A 21,088-nucleotide genomic window follows, 5' to 3' on the forward strand; every position below is an offset into this window, starting at 1 on the left:
CTATATCCCTTAGGCAAGCGAAAATAACCCCCTCCGGGTCCGGAGGGGGTTATTGAAAACCGCTATATTTTATAAAATGACCGTAATCATTGTTCTTCTGCTTCGTCATCGGATGCTTCTTCAGCATCAGTCTCTTCTTCTTCCGAAACAGCAGCCTCTTCTTCGGCTACTGCCGCTTCTTCTTCAGCTGCTTCAACCGCCTCTTCTTCGGCAGCCGCTACAACCTCTTCAGCGGATTCTTCAACAGCTTCTTCAGCTGCTGCTTGAACGACTTCTTCTTCATGGCTCATCGTAATCACCTCCTGTTTCTTTATATCTTAATTGTAGCGCTTTCATAGAATCCCACAAGAGGTGTAAAATGTCGCAATCTGTGAGATTATGACTAAAGCGACGAATTTTTTACAGGACTGGACTTTAGTCGGGTTTCATTTGTGACCTAAAGAATGAGGAATTCCAAATATCCGCATGATATGCTGTACCTAAAGGAGATGAGCGCAATGAATAAAAGGACCATTCTTGGCCCTGTATTTATTCTTCTCGGAGCGTACTTACTGTTGAATAAGGGAATGCATTTCGGACCGGGAAACCTGTTTGGCTACTTCTGGCCAAGCTTGTTCGTAATCCCGCTCGGGTTGTTCTTCCACTGGCTGTATTTCTCCATGACGGGGAGAAAAGGGATCGGCGTCCTGATCCCGGGCGGTATCCTGCTGGTGTCCGGCGTGACGTCGCAGATCGCCATGCTCTTCAATAACTGGGAGTACATGTGGCCCGGCTTTATCATCGCGGTTGCAGCCGGCCTCTTCGAGTTCTACTGGTTCGGCAACCGCAACAAATGGCTGCTGATTCCGATCAACATCCTGCTCGTGCTTGGACTGTTGTTCTTCGCCGTGTTCTCGCTTGGAACATTCCTCAATCAAGTAGAGGTTGTGCGTCCGTTCCTCGCTATCGCGCTGATCATTGTAGGGGCGGCCGCCCTGGTTATGCGCCGCAAAGAGCATTAATCCGTATTTTGCTTCAAAACAGAAAGAGCAGCCTCAGGTTGAAGGATGCTCTTTTTTTGTTTAGCAATTAATCGAACATTTCGACACAATCCGCTATGTCCCTGTTCTCCCATCTGCGATATACTAGATTCCATATGTAAAATAATCCTATTGCTGTGCACCTTCAGGAGGAATACCGTTTGTCTATCAAGACCAAGCTGGCCTGGTTCATATCGCTTACCGTCATTGTCATCCTAAGCCTGAACTTATCGATTTACTATTTCTCTACCTCTTCCCAACTGCAGAAAGACGCCGAGCAGCAAATGGTGAGCATAGCCAAGCAGATTGGCGAAACCCTTGATTCCGCGCAAAGATCAAAGCAGCTGATCGAGGATTCGGTCGGCGAGAAGCTTCGGCTCGCCTCTATTTCCGCGCAAAGCAAGCTGGATCCCGATATCAACAATATCAGCAACGGGCAGCTCGTCAGGCTAAGCCAAGAGCTGGGCGTGGATTATATTACGCTCTGGGCGAAGGACGGAGACGACATAACCGCTCAGAAGTCCTCCAATGCCAAGGCGATCGGGGCAAGCTCCAAAGCTTTGGGCTACTGGTATACCGCATTCAGCCAGCTGTTCGAAATGCGCCAGGTCATCATTCCCCAGGGACAAAAGCTGAACCATTTCTGGTCTCCGCCGATTACAATCATTCCTTCCGATCTGAATGACGTCAACAAATTAGGCTTTTATTATAATGACAAAACCAACTACCTGATTAATCCCATTGTTCATGCCGGGGCCTTTTTCAATCTGGAGAACCTGAAGAGCAGCGATGCCATTGCCCAGCAAATTATCGCGGATAACCCTTCTATTCTCGAAATTTCCGGATTCAGCCCGGCTTATTATAAAGATCCCCAAATGGTTAACTTGAAGGAGAAGGCACCGCCGTACTACAAGCTGGATACCCAGAGCATGATATTCGGCCGGTACAACTACATCGATGTCCATGACTATACCAATCTGATGAAAGCCGACCAGACCGGAAGCATTGTTACAACCAAAACAAAGATTCATGGCCATAAGGTTCTGAAGAGCTTTATTCCGATGTCGGGGACAAGCAAATCCGTCATTGTCGTAAATATCAATTATGCCGCCATCAAGCAGCCTTTGTATCATCAGCTTCTTATCCAGATTCTGATCTCGCTTGGCCTGATTGGCGCCGCCATTGCCTGCAGCTCCCTTATTGCCGGATTTATGATCCGGACGCTGGAGATGATTATGCAGCGGGTCCACGATATCTCGCGGGGCAACTTCGGCGAACAGATTGTGATCGACAGCAATAACGAGTTCGGAGCGCTAGCGTCGCAGGTTAACTCCATGAGCTATAATCTGCACAGCTACCAAGCGCAGCTCACCGCCGCGGCCAAGGAGCTGCTCCATACAAAGCAGTACCTGGAATCCTTCGTCAATAACACCTCCGACGCCATTCATGTCGTCGATCTTGAGGGCAGAACCCTTGACGCCAATAACGCCTTCGAGACCATGTTCGGCTGGACGCTGGCAGAGGCTGTCGGACAGAAGCTGCCCATGTTTAAGCCCGAGACTTTGGACGAGCTTAGCGAGAAGGGGAAAACGATTCTGAACGGCGGGCAAGTAACCGACTACGAGACCGTTCTGTATCGCAAGGACGGGCTGCCGGTTGAAGTGAGCATTACGTTGTCCGGTATTAGGGACGAACGGGGATATTTCGTTGCTTACGCATCCATTGCGAGGGATATTGCCGAGCGCAAACGGACGGAGGAGATTATGCGCCGATCGGAGAAGCTGTCGGTTGTCGGGCAGCTTGCGGCGGGCGTCGCCCATGAAGTCCGCAATCCCCTTACCACTCTGCGCGGCTTCGTTCAGCTGATGCAGAAGGACAGCAGGCTGGACAAGTCTTACTTGAATATTATGCTATCCGAGCTAGACCGGATTAATCTCATCGTGAGCGAGTTTCTCGTATTCGCGAAGCCGCAAGCCGACCGTTATCAGGAAGCTGATCTGTATGCGATTATGAACGATATTGTCGTCCTGCTGGACTCCGAGGCCAATATCCATAACGTCCGGATGATCACTCGTCTGGAGCCCGGCATTCCGCCTCTTCGATGCGAATCCAACCAGCTTAAGCAGGTGCTTGTGAATGTGATGAAGAACGGCATGGAAGCTATGCCAGGCGGAGGCGAGCTGACGCTGGAGCTTGCGAAGGAATCGGAGCAAAGCATTCTAATTCGGATCGAGGATCAGGGAGTTGGCATCCCCGAGGAGGATCTTGCGCGGCTGGGCGAGCCTTTCTTCACGCGAAAGGCCGAGGGCAACGGCCTCGGCCTTATGATCAGTCAGCAAATTATCCAGCATCATAAAGGAACGATCCAGTATAGCAGCAAGCCCGGGGAAGGGACCTGCGTGGAAATCCGCATCCCCTTTCTTTAACCCTCCTCCGGCGGAGACAGCATAATTCTCCCGTTCTCCAGCTGGACCCGCGCCTTGCGGTGATCTTTGAATCCGGCCGCCTCCAAATAGCCATGCGGCACTTGGAGGCGGCCTGCTTTGTCCAGCACGGCGTACTCGACATGAGATTCGCTCTCCGCCTCGTCCTCTTCCAGCTCGGCGAGCTCCTCCATATAAGATTTGCGTCGAATCATCTCCGAGGAGATTTTGCCGTCCCGGATCGCCACCACGCGGTCCACCTTGCGCGCCAGCTCCGGATCGTGAGTAACGATAACGACCGTGAGCCCAAGCTCCCGGTTAAGCGTACGGAACAGCTCAAGAATTTGCGCCGCCATCCTCGTATCGACCGAACCGGTGGGCTCGTCGGCAAGCAGCAGCCGCGGATGATTGGCCAGCGCGATGGCAATGGCCACCCGCTGCTGCTCCCCGCCGGACAGCTGCTGCAGCTTATGATGGGCCCGGTGGGATAATCCCACCGCTTCCAGCAGCTCGCGCGCCCGCTGCTGCTTGCGGCGGCCGTTCAGCAGAATCGGCAGCTCGACGTTTTGCTGCGCGGTCAGATAAGGGATCAGGTTTCGCGCGTTATTTTGCCAGACGAAGCCTACGCTTTCCCGCTTGTATTTCACGAAATCCCGTTCCTTGAACTTCATTAAATCCTTGCCGTCCACCATCAGGCTGCCCGCCGTCGGACGGTCAAGCCCGCCAAGCATATTCAGAAGCGTGGATTTGCCGCTGCCGCTGTTGCCGATAATCGCCATCAGCTCCCCGGCCTCCACATGGAGGTCAAGGCCTTGCAGCGCAAATACTTCCAGTTCGTTTGCCTTGTAGATTTTGACCAAACCTTCGCAATGGATCAACGGTTAATCCTCCCCCAGCTTAATCGCCTGATGGATTTTGAGACGCGAGAGCATATAGCCCAGAATAATAAGGCCGATCAGGATGGTAGATCCAACAAAGACATAGATCCGGATCGAATCAATCGGATCGACCATCACTTTAAACGGCGGTACCAGCTGCTTCGCGTCAAAGGCATTCTGGAACAGAGGAACGAACAGACGGCTTGCCGTAAGGCCCGTAACCAGGCCAATCACAATCGCGGCCCCGGACGTCAGCAGCTGCTCGACCGTCAGCATGCCGATTAATTGGCGCAGGGACAAGCCCATGGCACGCATAATTCCGTTTTGCAGCATCCGCCCGCGCAATACAAGCGTCCAGTACAATAGGAAGCCCGCAAAGCTGATGACAAGCGAGATAATAAAACCAAGCGTTAAAGTGCCGTTAACCGCCATCAGGAACGGATCGGATTTGGCCGTGGTCAGCTTGCTCTTCATATCGGATATATCCACGATGCCCAGCTTTTTCTCTTCGATATCCCGGTACAAATCGTTTACGCTGGCGCCCGGCTTCAGCTTCAGCCACACCTGGTAAGGCTCAAGCGACAAATAAGTCTGAATCTGCAGGCGGCTGCCAACAATCAGCTTAGGCGCCGGCGTTTCGGCGTCCCGCGGGTTCGGGTTAAAGGTCGGGAAATAATCCACCACCGCATAGACGACAAAAGGCTGCATATCAATGCCATCCCAGCCTACCCAGATGGTATCTCCGGCCTTCAGTTTGTTCTCGTCGGCCAAGGTTTTCGAGATCAGTACCGCATTGGGCGCTGCGGCCATCAGATTCAAATAATCATAGAACGGATAATCAAGCAGTCCGTCGCGGAACCAGGCCGTCTGACCGAATTCATCCGTATCGATTCCGACCAGCTTGGCGGAGCCTGAGCCTTCCTCGGTGCTGTAGGATGCATTGTCGTGAATCAGTACCTTTGCCGTGCTTTCGACGCCGGCAAGCTTGGTATAAGGCTCAAAAGGCGGCTCCGAATAGTGGATGACCGGCTTCGTCAGCGTGATGGCGGCCTGTTGCTGCTGAGGCCCTCCTCCCGGATTTTCCGGCGGCTTGTCGTTTGGCCAATTGGCCTGAAGCACAACGTCCGCCCCGCTCGCGTAACGGATCCGGTCTTCGCCGTTATGATTGATTGTGCGGGCGGCGCTTGCGCTAAACATGCCGGTGGCGATCGTCATCATCAGGAATACCATCAGGAACTGGTAACCCGCGCTCGAACGTCCGACCTGGATCAGCGTCGCATACATCGAAGGCGGCCACCATTTGCGCCCGATCCAATAGATTAATCGCAAGAAATAAGGGTAAATTCGCAGCAGCAGCATTCCCCCGCCCAGAATAAACAAGGCAGGCACCGCAAACTGCAGCGGATCGATATGCAGCGCTTCATTATCGAGGCCAAGCGTTTGCAGCGTCTTCATTCGCTCGTGGAAGACTTTAAGTCCGTACAAAGACACGGCAAGAGCAATCACGTCAAGGAACAGCTTATGCCAGAATGGCGTCTGCCGCATGCGGGCCAGCTGCTGCTTATGACCGACGATCGTGGTTTTGGTCGCGAAGATAACCGGCACTAGCATGACAATCAGAGCGGTAACCGCTGCCGCTGCCGCATACAAATAAACCTCGCTGTTCAGATGAACGCGGATGCCGGAGCGCTGAACGAAGGACATAAAGCCGTTCGAGGAGCCCAGCACCTTGGTCAGGAACATGCCAAGCGGCGGACCCGCGGCAACCGCTACCGCGCCAAGCAGCGCATATTCGGCCAAATAGGACAGCATAATCTGCCAGCGGGCAGCCCCGCGGCTGCGTAGAACGGCAATCTCGGTTTTCTGCCGATTCGTAATCAGGTTGGATACCATAAAGACGTACAGGCCAAGCATCGCAAGCACGGGAACGTTGAGCGACCACATCAGAATGCGCAAATTATCGGAGCTTTTGAAGTAACGATCGATAACGTCGACATACTGCGCTTCCAGCGTATAATGGTAATTGGCTTTTACCTGCGCCTTCATAATTTCGGCTGCTTTCAGGTACCCGTCAATATTGCGAAGCTCCAAATCCTGATATTTCGGTACGATATGCCAGGCATTCGAATTGACCAGCAGGCGGTGGGTCCGGATAAATTCCTTATCCAACACGTCGCTGTTCATGATCAGGGAGCTCGTGAATCCGCCCAAATCCGGGGACAGGAAGAAGAGATCATCGTCCTCTTTCTTCGTCATGACGCCAACCGGCTTTACGCGTACCTCGTTTTTATTGAGATCCTCGAAGACAAACACCGTACCGAGTACGGTACGCAGCGTGTTCAGGCCCTTTTCCGTCACGAGCACCTCGTAAACGCCGTCAACCGGCTTATCCGCCGGCATCCGTCCGTCAATGAGCTTTATATGCTGCTCGAGGTCTTTGACGCTGGTCAAGCTCGTGCGGTATATCTTCTTCTTCTCGCCCGAAGGCGGAGCCTGGTCAAGACTGAGATCAAACGCGGACGTGTACAGGTCCGAGGTCTTCTCAAGCAAATCAACCGGGATGACCGGAAGCACTTTGCTCCGCATAAACTGTTCGTTCGCCTGCATCTGCTTAATGCGCTGCTCCGCGTTGTTCACGCCGATATATGTATATTTCATATTCATCGTGCCCGGATAAGAGCTCAGCTGCGAGGCTTCCAGCTCCTTTACCAGCATGCGGGACAGAATGGCCTCCGTATACGTCGGGATACTGGAGACCAGGCCGACTGTCAGGACAAGTCCGATCAGAAGGCTGAGCTCCAGCCATTTGTTTTGCGTCATTTTACGCACAATCATGGACAATAAAGCCACAGGTAAGCCTCCACTTCGCGAAAAAAAATGAATTAGTTCAGAACGATCGTCTGGCCTTCCTTCAGCCCGCGGACGATTTCAACCTCCGTTGCCGATTGAATGCCTACCTCCACGTCTACTTCCCGCAAAGCCTTTCCGTCCAGCACGCGGACAAACGTACGTCCCAGATAGGAACGGAGCCCGCTCTTCGGAATGAGGACCACATTCTTATGCTCCATGAGGACGATGGATACGTTCGCGCTTGAGCCGATCTCCGCCCCCTCCGGAAGCTTGCTGACATTCACGTAAAGCGTGCTGCTGTATTTGGATTTGAGGTCGGGATCGGTTGTGAGCGGAGCGGAGGACGGCGTCTGCACGACCTTGCCCGTCGTTTCAAAATTTTTGCCGGCGGTAATCACCGCATTCATGCCAACTTGGACTTCGCCGATGCTGCCGGCATCGGAAGAGCGATAGGAAAACCGCAGCTTGGTTGGATCCGCGACCCGGACAAGCGTCTGGTACGGCTGCACGAAATCCCCCTCTGCCAGCTCCTCGACAAAGATAACCTGGCCGTCCATCGTTGCACGCAGCTTGCTCTGTTCGGCCGTCTGCTCCAGCTTGTCCTGCTTCAGCTGTTCAATCTCCAGCTGCAGCTGGGCAAGATGAATCTCCTGCGCATTTCCGCCCTGCTTCGCTTGCTTCAAGGCGTATTCGGCGCGCTCCGCCGCCAGCTTCTGCTCGAGCGTCTGCACATCCAGACCGTCAACGACAAGCTCGGCCAGCAAATCTCCTTTCTTGACCTTATCGCCGGAGGAAACGTACAGCTTCTTCAGCCGTCCGCCCTGCGATTTGAACTGGGCATATTCGCTTGCCGTGGATTCGAACACGCCGGAGCCTTTTACTTCACGACGGATATCGCCCGTTTTCACCTCATCGGTTGAATAATTCTGCTCCGCCGGCTTTACGAGCGGCGGCTTTAAAGGTTCTTCCTCATTCGGGATAAGCGAGCAACCCGCAAGCAAGGACAAGCTAACGAGCAAGGCAAAAGGTAAACTATAATTTCGCAGCTTCAACAATGGTTCCATCCTCCAATTCATAGACTTCATCCACGATTTCCATGATCGCCGGGTCATGCGTCGTCATGACGACCGTCATGCCCTCTTCCCGGACAAGATTGCGCAGCACGCTTAAGATATGCAGCCCGGTCCGGCTGTCGAGCTCTGCCGTAGGCTCGTCGGCAAGAAGCAGCTTAGGCTTATGGGCAATTGCCCGGGCGATTGCCGTCCGCTGCTGCTCGCCGCCGGACATCTCGAAGGGACGGTGATGCATCCGCGGCTTCAGCCCGACGTAATCAAGCGCCTGCAGGGCCGCTTCCTTCCTCTCCGATGCCGGAACGCCGGCTATCCGCATGGCGAATTCCACGTTCTCGTAAGCTGACATAAGAGGAAATAAAGCAAAGGATTGAAAAATCAGCCCCATCTGCGTCCTGCGAATGTCCCCCCGCGCCTTGTCGGATAGCCCGCTAAGCGCGATACCGTCGAAATCCACAGTCCCTTCCGTGGGCGAATCCAATGCACCAAGGAGATTAAGCAGCGTTGTTTTGCCCGAACCCGATCTCCCCTTCAAGGCAACCAGACGGCCGCGCGCAATCGATAGATTAACGCCCTGCAGGACAACCGCAGCGCTGGAACCGCGTCCAAATGTACGCTTGAGCCCATCCACCCGAAGCAAGGTCTGCTCTTCTTTATAATCCCTGACATCGTGAGCAGAGTCCGTCATTCTCCTCAACCCCTTTTTTCTTCAGGCATCCTTATGCCGTTTTTAATGTAACCGCTGTCAAATTTCGTCGTTGCCTTGGATTTTACAGGAACTTACAGAAGGTGTAAATGCTATTTTTATATGGTTAGTAGTAATTATCATAGAAGACATAAAAATGAGCACACCTTCCGGCATGCTCCTCTCTCCCCTATTTACCCAGCCTCGCGCAATAACGGAAGAACGGCCTCAGATTCGCCTGTTGCAGCAGCGGAACGGCCGCTTCAATCTGCTGTGCTTCCCAGTCCCACCATTTCACTTGAAGCAGTCTCTCGATGACATCGGGCGGAAAACGGTACTTGATGATGCGGGCAGGGTTCCCGCCAACGATCGCATAAGGAGGTACGTCCTTCGTCACCAGCGCATGCGTGCCAACAATCGCCCCGTGACCAATCGTCACGCCGGACAATATCGTGGAGTAATGTCCGATCCACACGTCATTGCCAATCGTAACATTGCCATTGGAATAAGCCCCTTCCGTAAAATACTGCGTCATATACGCGGTAAAAGCGAACGAGCTGATCCACTCGTAATGATGATTGCCTCCCAAAAAGATCGTTGCGGTGTTCGACACCGAGCAAAACTTGCCGATTGTCGCAATCGTATTTTCCGTCCATGACAGCACGATTGGCGTTCCCATCGTATACGGACCTATAAACAGCTTATTGTTAACCTGCCGCGGAGGCAGCGCCTCCAGAATCGTCTTCATATTACTCAATGCTCGATCATCCCCCGACCTATCAACTTACCTGCTTAAGTGCAGTATATTCATAGAGCGCTTGCTCCGTACAGGCTACCCGGAAGGCAGCGGCGGATATGTGGCGGTTGCCCCCATGCCTTGTTTTGACGGGAAGGGATCAGTATGATGGGAGTATTGGAACTGGTAGAGAGGACGGTACGAAAGATGAAATGGAGCGCAATCGAGCAGCTTGGGGAACGGGGGCTTGTCCTGCTGGACCGAATGAATGATTTCTCGGAGGAGGATCCGCTGTATGCCTTTGCCTTGGACGAGCTGCTGTGCAGAAGCACCGGAAAAGGCGGACCGGCGGTATGCCATTTGTGGCGCCATCCCCGCGCCTTTATCATGGGACTGCGCGACAGCCGCCTGCCGGGAGCCGGAGCTGCCCGGGATCTGCTGGAGACCGCCGGCTGGGATACCGCGGTGCGCAATTCCGGCGGAGCGGCTGTCCCGCTGGATGCCGGCGTCGTGAACCTGTCGTTAATTCTGCCGAAAAGCGACGTGCTTGATTTCCACTTTCACGACAACTTCGAGCAGATGTACGAGCTTATCCGGATGGCGCTGCAGGCGTCGGGCCGGCAGGTCGACAAGGGGGAGATCAGCGGAGCCTATTGCCCCGGCGATTTCGACCTCAGCATCGGCGGCTACAAGTTCTGCGGCATTGCCCAGCGGCGCCAGGCTCATGCGGCCATCATTCAAGCCTTTATCGTGGCGGAGGGCTCCGGCGCGGAGCGCGCCCGGCTGGTCCGCTCGTTCTACGATATCGCGGCGGCAGGCGCGGATGCGGCCGACTTCCCCGTTGTCACGGCGGACAGCACCGCCAGCCTGGAGGAGCTTGCCGGGCTTGGGGCAGAAGCCTCGCTTGCGTTCGCGGCAGCGGTAAAGCAGGTCATTGCGGCCGCCCAGAAAGGTCTGCCCCCTGCAGGCAGCCTAATCCTGCCGACGGCCGAGCAGGTCCGCGAAATGGCGGAGACCCTGCATAACCGTTATGCGATATAGCGCTTGAATGAAAATAAGACCCTGCGAGGGTCTTATTTTCATTTCCTCTTTTATTCGCTGCTCGTTTAAGGTCCCTCAGGGCTCTTAGGCACCCTGAAAGCCTCCTGAAAGCCTCCTAACGCCAACCACTTTGCCTAGCTTGTTATAAGTCCGCTCACCCTAGCTCTTCCCCTAGCAGCTCCTTCAACCTTGGTACGACTACGGCCTTGAAATGCTGCGGGTCTGCAGCCGTTACGTAGAGCACCGCTCCGGCACTCTCCTCCGTATAGTTCAGGAAATAACGATACTCCTCCACCGGCTTGTTCCGATCCACAACCGCGCAGGTAAACCACCAGTCCGTGAGCTCGAATGCACGTACGATATCCTCTTCTGCGTTAACCCGGTACCACAGTACATTTTTCAAATAAACCGGACGATCATTAGGCAGCAGCCAGACCGTATTGGCATCTACCAGCCTGCCGTTCACGAAAGCTTGCGCAGCCTCCGCTTCATCTTCCAGCGTGTAAGTTCCGTATCCCTCATAGACGGCAGCCCCGATCTTGCGCAGCAGCTCTTCGTTCAGCTCATCGAGCGGAACTTCCTTGAAGTAAGCCAGCAGCTGGTCCATCACCGCCTGGCTCGCCTGCGGGTCGCGTTCCGGCGCATAGTGGCGAAGCAGTATCTCCTTCACGGCCGTGCTAATCGCATGGTCCGGATCAAGCATGGCACCGGCATGAAAAGTCTCCGCCGCGTCCATCGTCAAGCTCTCTTTATGCGGGTCCTTGTCCCGGTCCCAATTCGTATATTGAAACAAGACATCCGTATCCGGCTCGCGAAAAGCCAGAATAACCTTTGCCATGGTCTCGTAAGCGGCAGGCCCGTAACCTAATTCATCCCCTTCCAGCCGAAAAGGATGCGAATCGGTCATCAGCTTCAAACGCTTGTCCTCCTTATAACGACAAAAGTGCCGATAAGCGTGTATCGACACTCTCGTGCTTATTCATTTTCCGGCTTATCGCCGATCATCTCGAGCAGCGCGATTGGAATGTTGAACTGCTGATTGTCGATTTGCAGCATGCGGAGCTGCTCCTCGGCATCAATCACGTTGTCTCCCTTAAGCTCGCCCATCTCCATATGCAGACGCTCCATTTGGCGATCCAGCGCCGTTACCGAATCTGCGGCCGCCTTCAGCTCCTGCAGCAAACCTTCCGGTACCGCGGCATTGTATTTGTAGAAAATTTTATGCTCCAGGCTTGCCCAGAAATCCATCGCGATCGTCCGAATCTGCACCTCGATGCAGACATGCTCCACGCGGTCGGACAAGAAAACCGGCACCTCAATGAGCATATGCAGGCTTTTGTACCCGTTGGGCTTCGGATTCTTGATGTAGTCCTTAATCTCGAGCACCTTCAGGTCCGACTGTCTCTTCAGCATTTCGGAAATAAGATAGATATCTTTAATAAAAGAGCAAGTAATGCGAAGACCCGCGATATCCCGGATATTATTCTTGATGCTTGGCAGCGAAATCTCCAGGTTTTTGCGAACCAGCTTATTCATAATGCTCTCCGGGGATTTCAGCCGGGATTTGGTATGCTCGATCGGGTTATAGTCATGGAGCATTTGAAATTCCTCTTTCAGAATTTCGATCTTGGTCTCCATTTCGTCCAGCGCAAACTTATACGTCATCATAAAACGCGTAATCAGTTGTTTCAGTTGTTGGAACTGCGATACACTGCTAAGAAGATTCATGCTTCTTGCCTCCTGGCTGCGGCCGCCTCTCTATGTGATGACCGGTAGTATTCCTATTCAGTATAACGCCCGCAAGGCCGCAATCGCAATTTTACCGCCTGCCCGCCGCGTTTAGCCTTCTTTTTTCGCGTAGCATTTTCCGTTTTTGCAGCCGTAGGAATAGATCTCCCCGGTATCGGGGTAGGTCATTCCCTTTCTGTCGAAATCAGAAGGCTCCGTCTCATCGATCCTTTGCTTTAAGAGGTAGGCCATCTCGGCAGACAACGGCACATCCCGCATACCCCCGATTGCAAATCCGGACGGGCCCTCATAAGCCGTTAATATCCAGCTGCTTCCGTCGTTCCTCTGCGCTTTGATGACATAGGTAAAAGCTTCTTCCAAGTTAGCGGACTCCTCGTTGGGTTCACCGAACAGGGTCAAAAGACAACCCCTGTATCTAGCAATCGCTTCCGTCTCGTACGCATAGCCGGCAAGCTTGGATGTCCCCATCGTATCCGCATTCACTTTGGTGAAAGTGACATCTTTAATTAAGCTGGCGGAATTTCTTATCCGCTCTTCATCAGCCTGATAATCATTAATAATATCTGCCTGAACCCTCGCGTCGTAGGCATATTTGGGTTGTTCTTTTTCTAAGCATACGGTTAAAAACAGATAGGCCAAGCCCCCTACGATAATCGAAAACAACAGGGATTTCTTTCTGTTCACAGCATACCTCCACCAACCGTTCGTTTATCCGGTACAGCGCCCTACAGCCACTCGCCCCTCGCCACCGGGAACACTTTGCCGCCTATCTTAATCTCGAATTCCCCATTCTTCTTCGAGGCATCAATCAGCAGCAGGGAGTCCCGTCCGACGGAGTAGCCTTGCTCTACCCGAAGCCGGATATCGCTTGCGCCAAGCACCTCATGCTCCAGCAGATAACCGGCCAGATTGCCGTTCGCGCTGCCCGTAGCCGGATCCTCGTAATACCCGGTATCATTCACGAACACCCGGACATGGAGATCGCTTTCTTCGTGCACCGTTTCCTCCGTGAACACGAGAAGGTTGGCGTCCGCCGTCTCCCGGAGGAACCGCGCGAACTTCTGTTGATGAATGGCGCAGCGCTTCACCGCTTCCAACGTCTTCACGGGCACGATAACGGCTGGCAAGCCCGTCGATGCGACCCGGATCGGGAAGTCTGCGGCTATATCTTCCACGTTGATCTGGAGGATGTCCGCGATAACAGACGGATCAATGCTCTCGCCAAAAGCGGGCTGCTTCTGTGTCATCCACAGAACGGGATTCTCCCCTCCCTCAAACGAAACGGGAATCTGCCCCACGCCCAGATTCAACAGGATAGGGTCCTTCCCTTCCTTCTCATACAGATGCCGGATGACGTAAGCCGTCCCAAGCGAAGGATGCCCCGCAAACGGGATTTCCGCGTCAGGCGTAAAGATCCGAACGTTATAGCCCCCGTCTACCTGCTTGCCCGACGTTATAAAGGTAATCTCAGAGAAATTGAACTCCTTCGCAATCTGCTGCATTTCCGAAGTCTCAAGCTCTCTGTCCGGCAGAAGCACCGCCAATTGGTTCCCCTGATACTTCCTTTCAGCAAACACATCCACCATATAAAACTGCATTTTAGCAGCCTCCTCCCAAATGAGAAAACCTTATCGTATAAAAAACGCCCCCGTCTCATATTCGGACACGCCTTCTATGTACAGCCTTATAACCGCTCAAACCGGCGGATCGTCTGGTTAACCACCTCGGATAAGACGAGACCGATGGCAATCGTCCCCGAGATCATAAACGCTTTGACGCCAAGCTGAACCGCGATGTCATAGTCGTTCTCCACAACCTTGCGCATCGCATCGTAAGCAATGCCGCCCGGAACAAGCGGAATAATGCCCGCAACGCTAAACACGATAACCGGCGTCTTGTACAGCTTCGCGAACAGCTGGCTGATCACCGCTACGATAATGACCGCAATCAGCGTAGCCGGGATCGCTTCCAGCCCCATCTCCGCGCAGGACCTGTACAGCAGCCAGCCCACCATTCCTGCAACGCCGCATTGGGGAAGCATCTGCCGGGGCGCGTTAAAGATAAGACCAAAGGCCGCCGATGCTATAAAGCTTGTAATCGCTTGTTCGATCCACAACACTCCCGACATGCCCGTCCCCTCCCCAAGATTAATAAAATGACAACACCGCCGCGATGCCCGCGCCGATCGCAAACGCCGTGAGAAATGCCTCTACCCCTTTGGACAATCCCGACACAAGATGGCCCGCCATCAAGTCCCGGACGGCATTCGTAATATGCAGACCGGGTACCAGCGGCATAACCGAGCCGATAATGACGGTATCCATATGGAGGGCCAGTCCGCTTTTTACAAGCAGAATCGTTACTCCGCCAAGGATCAGGGAGGCTACATACTCCGCAAACAGCTTGACCGGCACCAGCCGATGCAGCAGCACCATGCTCCCGAAGCCTAATCCCCCGGCCAGGACTGCCGCCAGAAAGTCATGCCACGGGCCGCCGAACATAACGAGGAAGCAGCCGCTCGAGACCGCGGCAACAAGCACCTGCAGCCAGGTCGGGTAGGCGAGGGGCGACTCGTCGATTTCCGTGAGCAGGCGGTGAGCCTCGCCCACCTCCAGCTTTCCTTGGCTGATGCGCCGCGAAATATCGTTCACAAGCGTTACCTTGCGAAGGTTCGTCAAGCGCTCCGAGATGCGAATCAGCCTCGTGGTTGGCACGGAAGCGTCCATCGCGAACAAAATGCCGGTTGGCGTGACATAGCTCTGCGCATCCGCAATACCGTAAGCAGCGGCGATCCGCACCATGGTATCCTCCACACGGTACGTCTCGCCGCCGTTTTGCAATATGATTTTGCCTGCTAGCAAGCAGGTTTGCGCGATCAGATGATAAGAATGAATCGGCTGCTCCATTACAGTTGAAGTCATGGCTTAATGCTCCTTATGCCAATGTTACGTGGCTGTCGTCACCGGTTGATCCGCGGGAGTCCGCTTCACCAGCGCATGCTTCTCCCACGCCCGGCTCCGCCAGCGGAAGAACATCGCAAAGGCCCGCAGCCATTCGTCGGCCGCAATCGCAAGCCAGATGCCGGGAAGACCCATATCAAGCTGGAACACAAAGAAGTAACCAAGCGGCAGGCTCATGCCCACCATCGACACCGTCCCCGCCCATAACGGGAACTTCGCGTCGCCGGATGCGCGAAGCGAATTCACGAGAATAATGTTGATTGTTCGGCCCGTCTCCAGAATGACGCTGTAGAGCAGGACGTTAGCGCCAAGGCGGATAATTTCCGGATCGTTCGTGAACATCGTCATCAATTGCTCGCGGAAAATCATGACCACGGCAATCATCACCGCGGTTGACGCGGATGCCCATCCCGTGCTGTACCATACCCGGTAATAAGCATCGGTCTGGCGGCCGGCGCCAATCATCCGGCCTACAATGATGGAAGTACCCAATCCAATCGAGAAGGCCATTAAATAAATAAACTGCGAGACATTGGCCGCATACTGACGCGCGGCAAGCGATTCTTCGCCAAGGAAGGTCGCGTAATACAGGAACACCATCTGGCAGCCTTGGTACATCACCTGCTCAAGCGCGGACGGAATGCCGATTTTTAATATTTTGCCAATATACGACTTGGATAATGTGAAATAATAACGCAGCTTTACGCGAACTTCCATAATGCGATACAGCATCCAGAAGAAAACGATCAGCGCCAGCGCCCGGCTGATGACCGTTGAAACCGCCGCTCCGTGAACGCCCATCTGCGGGAAGCCGAAATGCCCGAAAATCAATGCGTAGTTGCCGATCAAATGGACGATATTCATGCCGAGCGATACGAGCATCGCTTCCTTCGTGAAGCCATGCACCCGGATAATCGCCGATACGGAATTGATCAACGCCTGCAGGAAAATAAACCCGCCTACAAACGATAGATAAGCTTTGGCATGCTCCAGCACTTCGCCGTGCAGATTCAGGCTTTGCAGGATCAGCCCGTTAAAGGCGACAAACGCGATACTCAAGAGGAGGCCGACTATAAGGTTCAGCGTTATGCTGAGCGCCGAAATTTTGGCGGCCTCCTTCATCTGCCTCGACCCGATGTATTGCGCAACAACAATCGAAGCGCCGTTGCCGATAACCTCCAGCACAAGCAAAGCAATAAACAGGTATTGGTTGGAGGCGCCCACGCCCGATACCGCGTTATCCGAGATTGCGCTCAGCATAAAGGTATCGGCCAGGCCCATCAGCATAAATAACAATAATTCCAGAAATATCGGCCATGTCAGAAATAAGAGATTAAACTCCTTCGATGGCTTCCCCGCATGTGCGGCCGTCATGATGACACCTCTTCTTAAGTCAAATTCTTCTACGGCAGCTGCTTCAGCACCATCACGGCCGCACCGGCCGCAACGGCTTCTTCCTTAAGCAAACCTTTCGAGAACAACGGCTTATACTGCGGATAATAATAAGTGTGGCTTCTTGCTACCTCCACCGCCGTCTCAAACACGCTTTCATGCGCATTAAGAAGTGCTCCCCCCAGAATAACCTTCTCCGGATGCAGCACGTTAATTAAATTCGCCAGCCCGATTCCGAGATAAGCAGCAGCCTGCTTAAATTTCTCCTGCACCATTATATCACCGGCCGACAGGGCGTGGAGCAGTTTTTCGAATCTCCAAATTTCGCCGTTGCCGCTGCCGCTGTCACGCAGCTCACGACCTTGCGGCAGCGCGCCCGCCAAGGCCAGTCTTCGCATCTCGTTCTCAATGGCATGAACCGACACGAAGGACTCGAGCGCCCCGTCAACGGCGCTTCCAGGCCGAGAAAGTTCGCCGGCCTGAATAATCATCCGGCCGATTGCCCCCTCCATATCGGTTGCTCCGTACACAAGCTGGCCGTTCGACATAACGGCCGAGCGGAGACCGGCGCCGACATGCACATACAGCATATGCTGATAGCGCTCGCTTCTCAGTGCCCAATGCTCGCCTACCAGCGCGGTATTCGCGCCGTTATCGAGCAGAACCGGGAACTGCAGCCGTTCCTCAAGCAGCCCGCAGATCGGCAGGTTACGCCATCCCCGGGCAGGGAAATAAACGGGATCCAGAATAAGACCCCGTTCACGGTCAAGCGGACCTACCGCTCCAACACCCATTCCGAGAATGCTGGACGGCTGCAGGCCATGCTCCTTCGTAAACTGGCGGACAGCCTCCTGCACCCGGTTCAGAAATACTTCCGGCGTCATGCTCTCATCCATCTTCCAGCGTATGGCCGACAGCCGGTTCATATGCATGTCGTAAAGGCCTATGGACGAGTAGATCCGCGAGATCTCCAGTCCGAACAAATAGCCATAGGTTGGATTCGTCTCGTAAAGAATCGGTCTTCTTCCCCCGGTAGAGCTGCCGCGCCCATGCTCGCGCAGCTTGCTTGCTTCAAGCATCTCTTCCAGCAGCCGCGTCATGGTGCTGCTTGGCATCGAGAATTCCTTGATCAGCTCAGCGCGCGATACGACACCTCGCTGAGCGATGTAGGCATAGACCAGATTGGCCAGTGTCTTCGTAATGGACATAGGACTCCTTCCTCTACCCGAGTTTGTTTTCGATAAGATTACAACGGTTTTTCGATACCGTCCATCCGGTGACGCTGACGGAACTCCGATGGCGTCTCCCCGTACTTCTTGCGGAACAGCTGCGAGAAATGGCGCATATCCTGATAGCCGATCCGCTCAGCGACATCGGCAAGCTTCAGCTTGGGATTCAGCAGCATCTGCTTGGCTTGCTCCAGCCGCAGTCCAATGACATACTCCTTAAAGCCCGCGCCGGTCTTCTGCTTGAACAGCTGGCTGAAGTATACCGGATTCAGGTATACGATAGCCGCAACCTTCTCAAGCGACAGATCGGCATGATAATGCGTCCTGATATATTGCAGGGCAACCTCAATGGACTGATCGCTTCCGCTTGCGTAATGCTCATACACCTGCGTGGACGAAGCTTGCCTCATCCGCTGCACTTCCCCCGGCACGGCGTTGATATCCTCGATCCGGTCGGTATGCATAATCTGGAACGGCACGCGCAGATATTTGATGAGGTGCGTGCGCAGCTCTTCCAGAAGACTAGTTATCGTTCCGCCCTCCGGAAGCGTAACAAGGCCAAGAAGGCTCTTGCTGTCGTAAATGGTGACAAAGCCCTGGCCATGCTTCTCGATCAGCTCGCCCAGCACGTTCTCGATCATGAAATGCTCGAGCTGAACAACTTTGTCGCTCTCCATCTTGACCATAATCAGATTGAAATGCGGATGGCTGTCCATAAACGGACTCATATCGATGCGGCCGATATCAAGCCCTTGAGCCCAGCGCTGAAAGACCGCTTCCCGCAAATACTTGCGGTTCGTCTTCAGGAGCTCGGCTTCCTCCGTCAGCTCCCGTTCGTGCTCGATCTCCCCGCTGATCTTCTCGATCATCTCGGCCAGCACTTCCTTGCCTATCGGCTTAAGCAGGTAGTCCTTGGCTCCAAGGCGCACGGCCTCCTGGGCATAGCTGAACTCCGAATAGGCGGAGATCACGACCCACTTCACCCGCGGATAGATGCTTCGGGTCAAATTCATCAGCTCCAGACCGGTCATGCCCGGCATCAGGATATCCGTAAGCACGATATCGATCCGGTTCTTCCTCAGCTCGGCGACCGCTTCTTCCGCGTTGACGGCCAGATAGGTGCTGTACGCCGGAAACCGATTGTTTAATGTTCGCTTTATACCTTCCCGTATGACGTTCTCGTCATCCACGATTAATATGTTCATCGCCCGTTTTACCTCCTCTGGCTGGCAGCGGTATTGCGATAATTACCGTCGTTCCTTTTCCTAATTCGCTGGAAATACGCAAGCCGTACGGCTCACCGTACATAAGCACAATACGGCGGTGCACATTCGGCAGTCCGATTCCTCTTCTGCCGCGTCCCTCCTGGGCAGCATTGTAATTGCGGCCGGGGCTGGAATCCTCGAGCATGGCATGCAGCTTATTCAGTTCCTCTTCATCGATGCCAACGCCGTTATCTTCGATAACAATACGCAGCTCATTGGCCTCTTCATCGGCTATGGTGGATACTCTCAGCAGTCCCGGACGATCGAGAGGCTCAAGACCGCTCTTCACCGCATTTTCGATGACGGGCTGAATCGTCATCTTCGGAACGATAGCATCGAGCCATATGCTGTCCACCTGAATTTCGGTGCTGACGCGCCCAACCAGACGGTTCTCGATAATCGTCATGTAATGCCTCATTTGCTCCAGTTCCTGGCGGAGCGTCGTCTTCGAGGCTTCCTCCCAGTCGCTGCTGTAGCGGAACATATGCGACAGCGACAATATAACGCGGCCCAGCCGGTCATTCTCCCGCTCGTCCAGCATCCAATAAATCATATCCAGCGTATTGTACAGGAAATGCGGGTTTACCTGCGACTGAAGCGCATGCAGCTCCGCGTTTTTCTCGCTTATGGACGCGAGGGTAATCCGCTCAATCAGCTCGTCGATCCGATGAACCATCCGGTTGAAGGAGGAGACCAGGCTGTTAATTTCCTCGAAGGATTTGACGTTTACCGCTCCCCTGAAATTACCCAGCTCAACCTGCTTCATCTCCCGGATCAGCAGCTTAAGCGGCGACGAGATGTTGCGCGAGATTAATGTCGCCAGCATCGTCGAGAGCAAGATGACGGCAATAATGACGGCAAGCAGATACAGTCTCGTCTGAACCAGCTCTTCGCTGATGTCCGACTTGGGCGTCAGCCCGAATACCGTCCATTCCGCAACGGCTGTTTTGGCAGCAACGATTAATTGACTGGTCTTATTATCAACAACGATCTCATTACCCTTAGGTCTAGGCAACCCATTAAAAGAAGGCACTGCCTGCGACTCGCCAGTTGGCTCCATCGACAAATCATCCTGATTTTTATCCGTCGATGCGATTACGCCGTTGTTCTTATCAACAATAAATACCCGGCTGTTTGGGCTGATCGACGCGTTAGACAAGGCCGATAGAATCGGATTGGGATCCGACTCGATCAAGACAATGCCAACCGGCTTATAGTTATTAAGATCAAACAGCTGACGTCCAAATACAAACACAGGCTCTGGCAGCATGCTGTTAATAACCGAGCCTTTCATCAAGCCAAGCCATACCATTTCGCCTTTTGAATTTTTAAGCTTGCTGTACCAATCAGCAGACGTGTAATCCTGATTGACTAGGCCGGCGAACCGCCGTTCATAGTTGTACAGCTTTCCTCCATTGGTCATGACATGGATGCCTATAATATCATCTCGCGAAAAGTATGCGGCTCCAATAATATTCGTAATCGCCCGTTCATTCATGACACTGACGCTTATATTCTTCTCATTGTCTGCTTCCTTAAGCAGTCTGGTCAATTCATAGTTACTGTTAAGTGATTTGGTCACGCTGTCATATCCTTCGAGAAGCAGATCAAATAACCCTACCGTTTGGGAAACGTTCTTCTCCGCAAGATCACTGATCTTTGAATGAATAATCTGGGTTGTCTTCTGATAATAGAGGAAGCTGACCAAGATGAGCAGCGTCATCATCGATGAAAACAGCAATAAAAACAACCGATTCTGTATAGAGTGCATGCCATGATAACGCGCCAATT

The 21,088-nt window shown here is 53.6% G+C and carries 19 protein-coding genes; 3 read left to right on the forward strand and 16 right to left on the reverse strand.

All coding sequences use genetic code 11. From position 1 onward, the window contains the following. Nucleotides 1–86: 86 nt before the first annotated feature. Nucleotides 87–290, reverse strand: coding sequence for a hypothetical protein (locus FHT67_RS22800; RefSeq protein WP_132308600.1), 204 nt, complete (start codon nucleotides 288–290; stop codon nucleotides 87–89). 207 nt (nucleotides 291–497) lie between these two features. Here FHT67_RS22800 and FHT67_RS22805 point away from each other — a divergent pair, with 207 nt between their 5' ends. Both FHT67_RS22805 and FHT67_RS22810 read left to right on the forward strand, forming a co-directional pair. After that, the gene (locus FHT67_RS22805; RefSeq protein ID WP_132308598.1) at nucleotides 498–1,001 is read left to right on the forward strand and encodes a hypothetical protein; all 504 of its coding nucleotides are present in this window, start codon (nucleotides 498–500) and stop codon (nucleotides 999–1,001) included. A 179-nt stretch (nucleotides 1,002–1,180) separates the two neighbouring features. Next, nucleotides 1,181–3,445: an ATP-binding protein gene (locus FHT67_RS22810; RefSeq protein WP_132308596.1), complete on the forward strand. Its 2,265-nt coding sequence runs from the start codon at nucleotides 1,181–1,183 to the stop codon at nucleotides 3,443–3,445. Here the strand turns inward: FHT67_RS22810 and FHT67_RS22815 are convergent. The 5 genes from FHT67_RS22815 to FHT67_RS22835 all read right to left on the reverse strand — a co-directional run bounded on the left by FHT67_RS22815 (nucleotide 3,442) and on the right by FHT67_RS22835 (nucleotide 9,673). Next, on the reverse strand, nucleotides 3,442–4,320 hold the full coding sequence (locus FHT67_RS22815; protein WP_132308594.1) for an ABC transporter ATP-binding protein: 879 nt from the start codon (nucleotides 4,318–4,320) through the stop codon (nucleotides 3,442–3,444). The two genes, FHT67_RS22810 and FHT67_RS22815, sit on opposite strands and share 4 nt — an antisense overlap. Before the next feature lie 3 nt (nucleotides 4,321–4,323). Next, nucleotides 4,324–7,170, reverse strand: a complete 2,847-nt coding sequence (locus FHT67_RS22820) for an ABC transporter permease (RefSeq protein ID WP_132308592.1) — start codon at nucleotides 7,168–7,170, stop codon at nucleotides 4,324–4,326. A 32-nt stretch (nucleotides 7,171–7,202) separates the two neighbouring features. Then, a complete protein-coding gene (locus FHT67_RS22825) occupies nucleotides 7,203–8,225 on the reverse strand; it encodes an efflux RND transporter periplasmic adaptor subunit (protein ID WP_167201416.1) in 1,023 nt (340 codons plus the stop codon). Then, the gene (locus tag FHT67_RS22830; protein ID WP_167201417.1) at nucleotides 8,203–8,928 is read right to left on the reverse strand and encodes an ABC transporter ATP-binding protein; all 726 of its coding nucleotides are present in this window, start codon (nucleotides 8,926–8,928) and stop codon (nucleotides 8,203–8,205) included. The genes FHT67_RS22825 and FHT67_RS22830 overlap by 23 nt, the downstream gene beginning before the upstream one ends. A 187-nt stretch (nucleotides 8,929–9,115) precedes the next feature. After that, on the reverse strand, nucleotides 9,116–9,673 hold the full coding sequence (locus FHT67_RS22835) for a CatB-related O-acetyltransferase (protein ID WP_165930715.1): 558 nt from the start codon (nucleotides 9,671–9,673) through the stop codon (nucleotides 9,116–9,118). Between the two features lie 195 nt (nucleotides 9,674–9,868). Between FHT67_RS22835 and FHT67_RS22840 the strand changes: the two genes are divergently transcribed. Further along, entirely contained in the window at nucleotides 9,869–10,702 is an 834-nt protein-coding gene (locus FHT67_RS22840) for a lipoate--protein ligase family protein (protein WP_167201589.1), read from the forward strand. 154 nt (nucleotides 10,703–10,856) lie between these two features. Here FHT67_RS22840 and FHT67_RS22845 read toward each other — a convergent pair whose 3' ends face one another. From FHT67_RS22845 to FHT67_RS22890, 10 genes are all read right to left on the reverse strand, one after another. Further along, entirely contained in the window at nucleotides 10,857–11,618 is a 762-nt protein-coding gene (locus tag FHT67_RS22845) for a hypothetical protein (RefSeq protein WP_167201418.1), read from the reverse strand. 59 nt (nucleotides 11,619–11,677) lie between these two features. Next, nucleotides 11,678–12,430, reverse strand: a complete 753-nt coding sequence (locus FHT67_RS22850; RefSeq protein WP_132308582.1) for a GTP pyrophosphokinase — start codon at nucleotides 12,428–12,430, stop codon at nucleotides 11,678–11,680. A 111-nt stretch (nucleotides 12,431–12,541) separates the two neighbouring features. After that, nucleotides 12,542–13,135, reverse strand: a complete 594-nt coding sequence (locus FHT67_RS22855) for a hypothetical protein (protein WP_167201419.1) — start codon at nucleotides 13,133–13,135, stop codon at nucleotides 12,542–12,544. Between the two features lie 41 nt (nucleotides 13,136–13,176). Beyond that, nucleotides 13,177–14,049, reverse strand: coding sequence for a PhzF family phenazine biosynthesis protein (locus FHT67_RS22860; protein ID WP_167201420.1), 873 nt, complete (start codon nucleotides 14,047–14,049; stop codon nucleotides 13,177–13,179). Between the two features lie 86 nt (nucleotides 14,050–14,135). After that, complete coding sequence (locus FHT67_RS22865; RefSeq protein ID WP_132308576.1) at nucleotides 14,136–14,579, reverse strand: threonine/serine exporter family protein; 444 nt, start codon at nucleotides 14,577–14,579, stop codon at nucleotides 14,136–14,138. 19 nt (nucleotides 14,580–14,598) lie between these two features. Continuing rightward, nucleotides 14,599–15,372, reverse strand: a complete 774-nt coding sequence (locus FHT67_RS22870) for a threonine/serine exporter family protein (RefSeq protein ID WP_208403457.1) — start codon at nucleotides 15,370–15,372, stop codon at nucleotides 14,599–14,601. Between the two features lie 24 nt (nucleotides 15,373–15,396). Continuing rightward, nucleotides 15,397–16,785, reverse strand: a complete 1,389-nt coding sequence (locus tag FHT67_RS22875; RefSeq protein ID WP_132308574.1) for an MATE family efflux transporter — start codon at nucleotides 16,783–16,785, stop codon at nucleotides 15,397–15,399. A gap of 29 nt (nucleotides 16,786–16,814) precedes the next feature. Then, nucleotides 16,815–18,011, reverse strand: coding sequence for an ROK family protein (locus tag FHT67_RS22880; RefSeq protein WP_132308572.1), 1,197 nt, complete (start codon nucleotides 18,009–18,011; stop codon nucleotides 16,815–16,817). 38 nt (nucleotides 18,012–18,049) lie between these two features. Next, the gene (locus FHT67_RS22885) at nucleotides 18,050–19,237 is read right to left on the reverse strand and encodes a response regulator transcription factor (RefSeq protein ID WP_132308570.1); all 1,188 of its coding nucleotides are present in this window, start codon (nucleotides 19,235–19,237) and stop codon (nucleotides 18,050–18,052) included. Further along, complete coding sequence (locus FHT67_RS22890) at nucleotides 19,215–21,068, reverse strand: cache domain-containing sensor histidine kinase (RefSeq protein WP_165930714.1); 1,854 nt, start codon at nucleotides 21,066–21,068, stop codon at nucleotides 19,215–19,217. Before FHT67_RS22890 ends, FHT67_RS22885 begins: the two co-directional genes overlap by 23 nt. Nucleotides 21,069–21,088: the final 20 nt, after the last annotated feature.

This window comes from Paenibacillus sp. BK720 (assembly GCF_011761545.1).
Lineage (GTDB): Bacteria > Bacillota > Bacilli > Paenibacillales > Paenibacillaceae > Pristimantibacillus.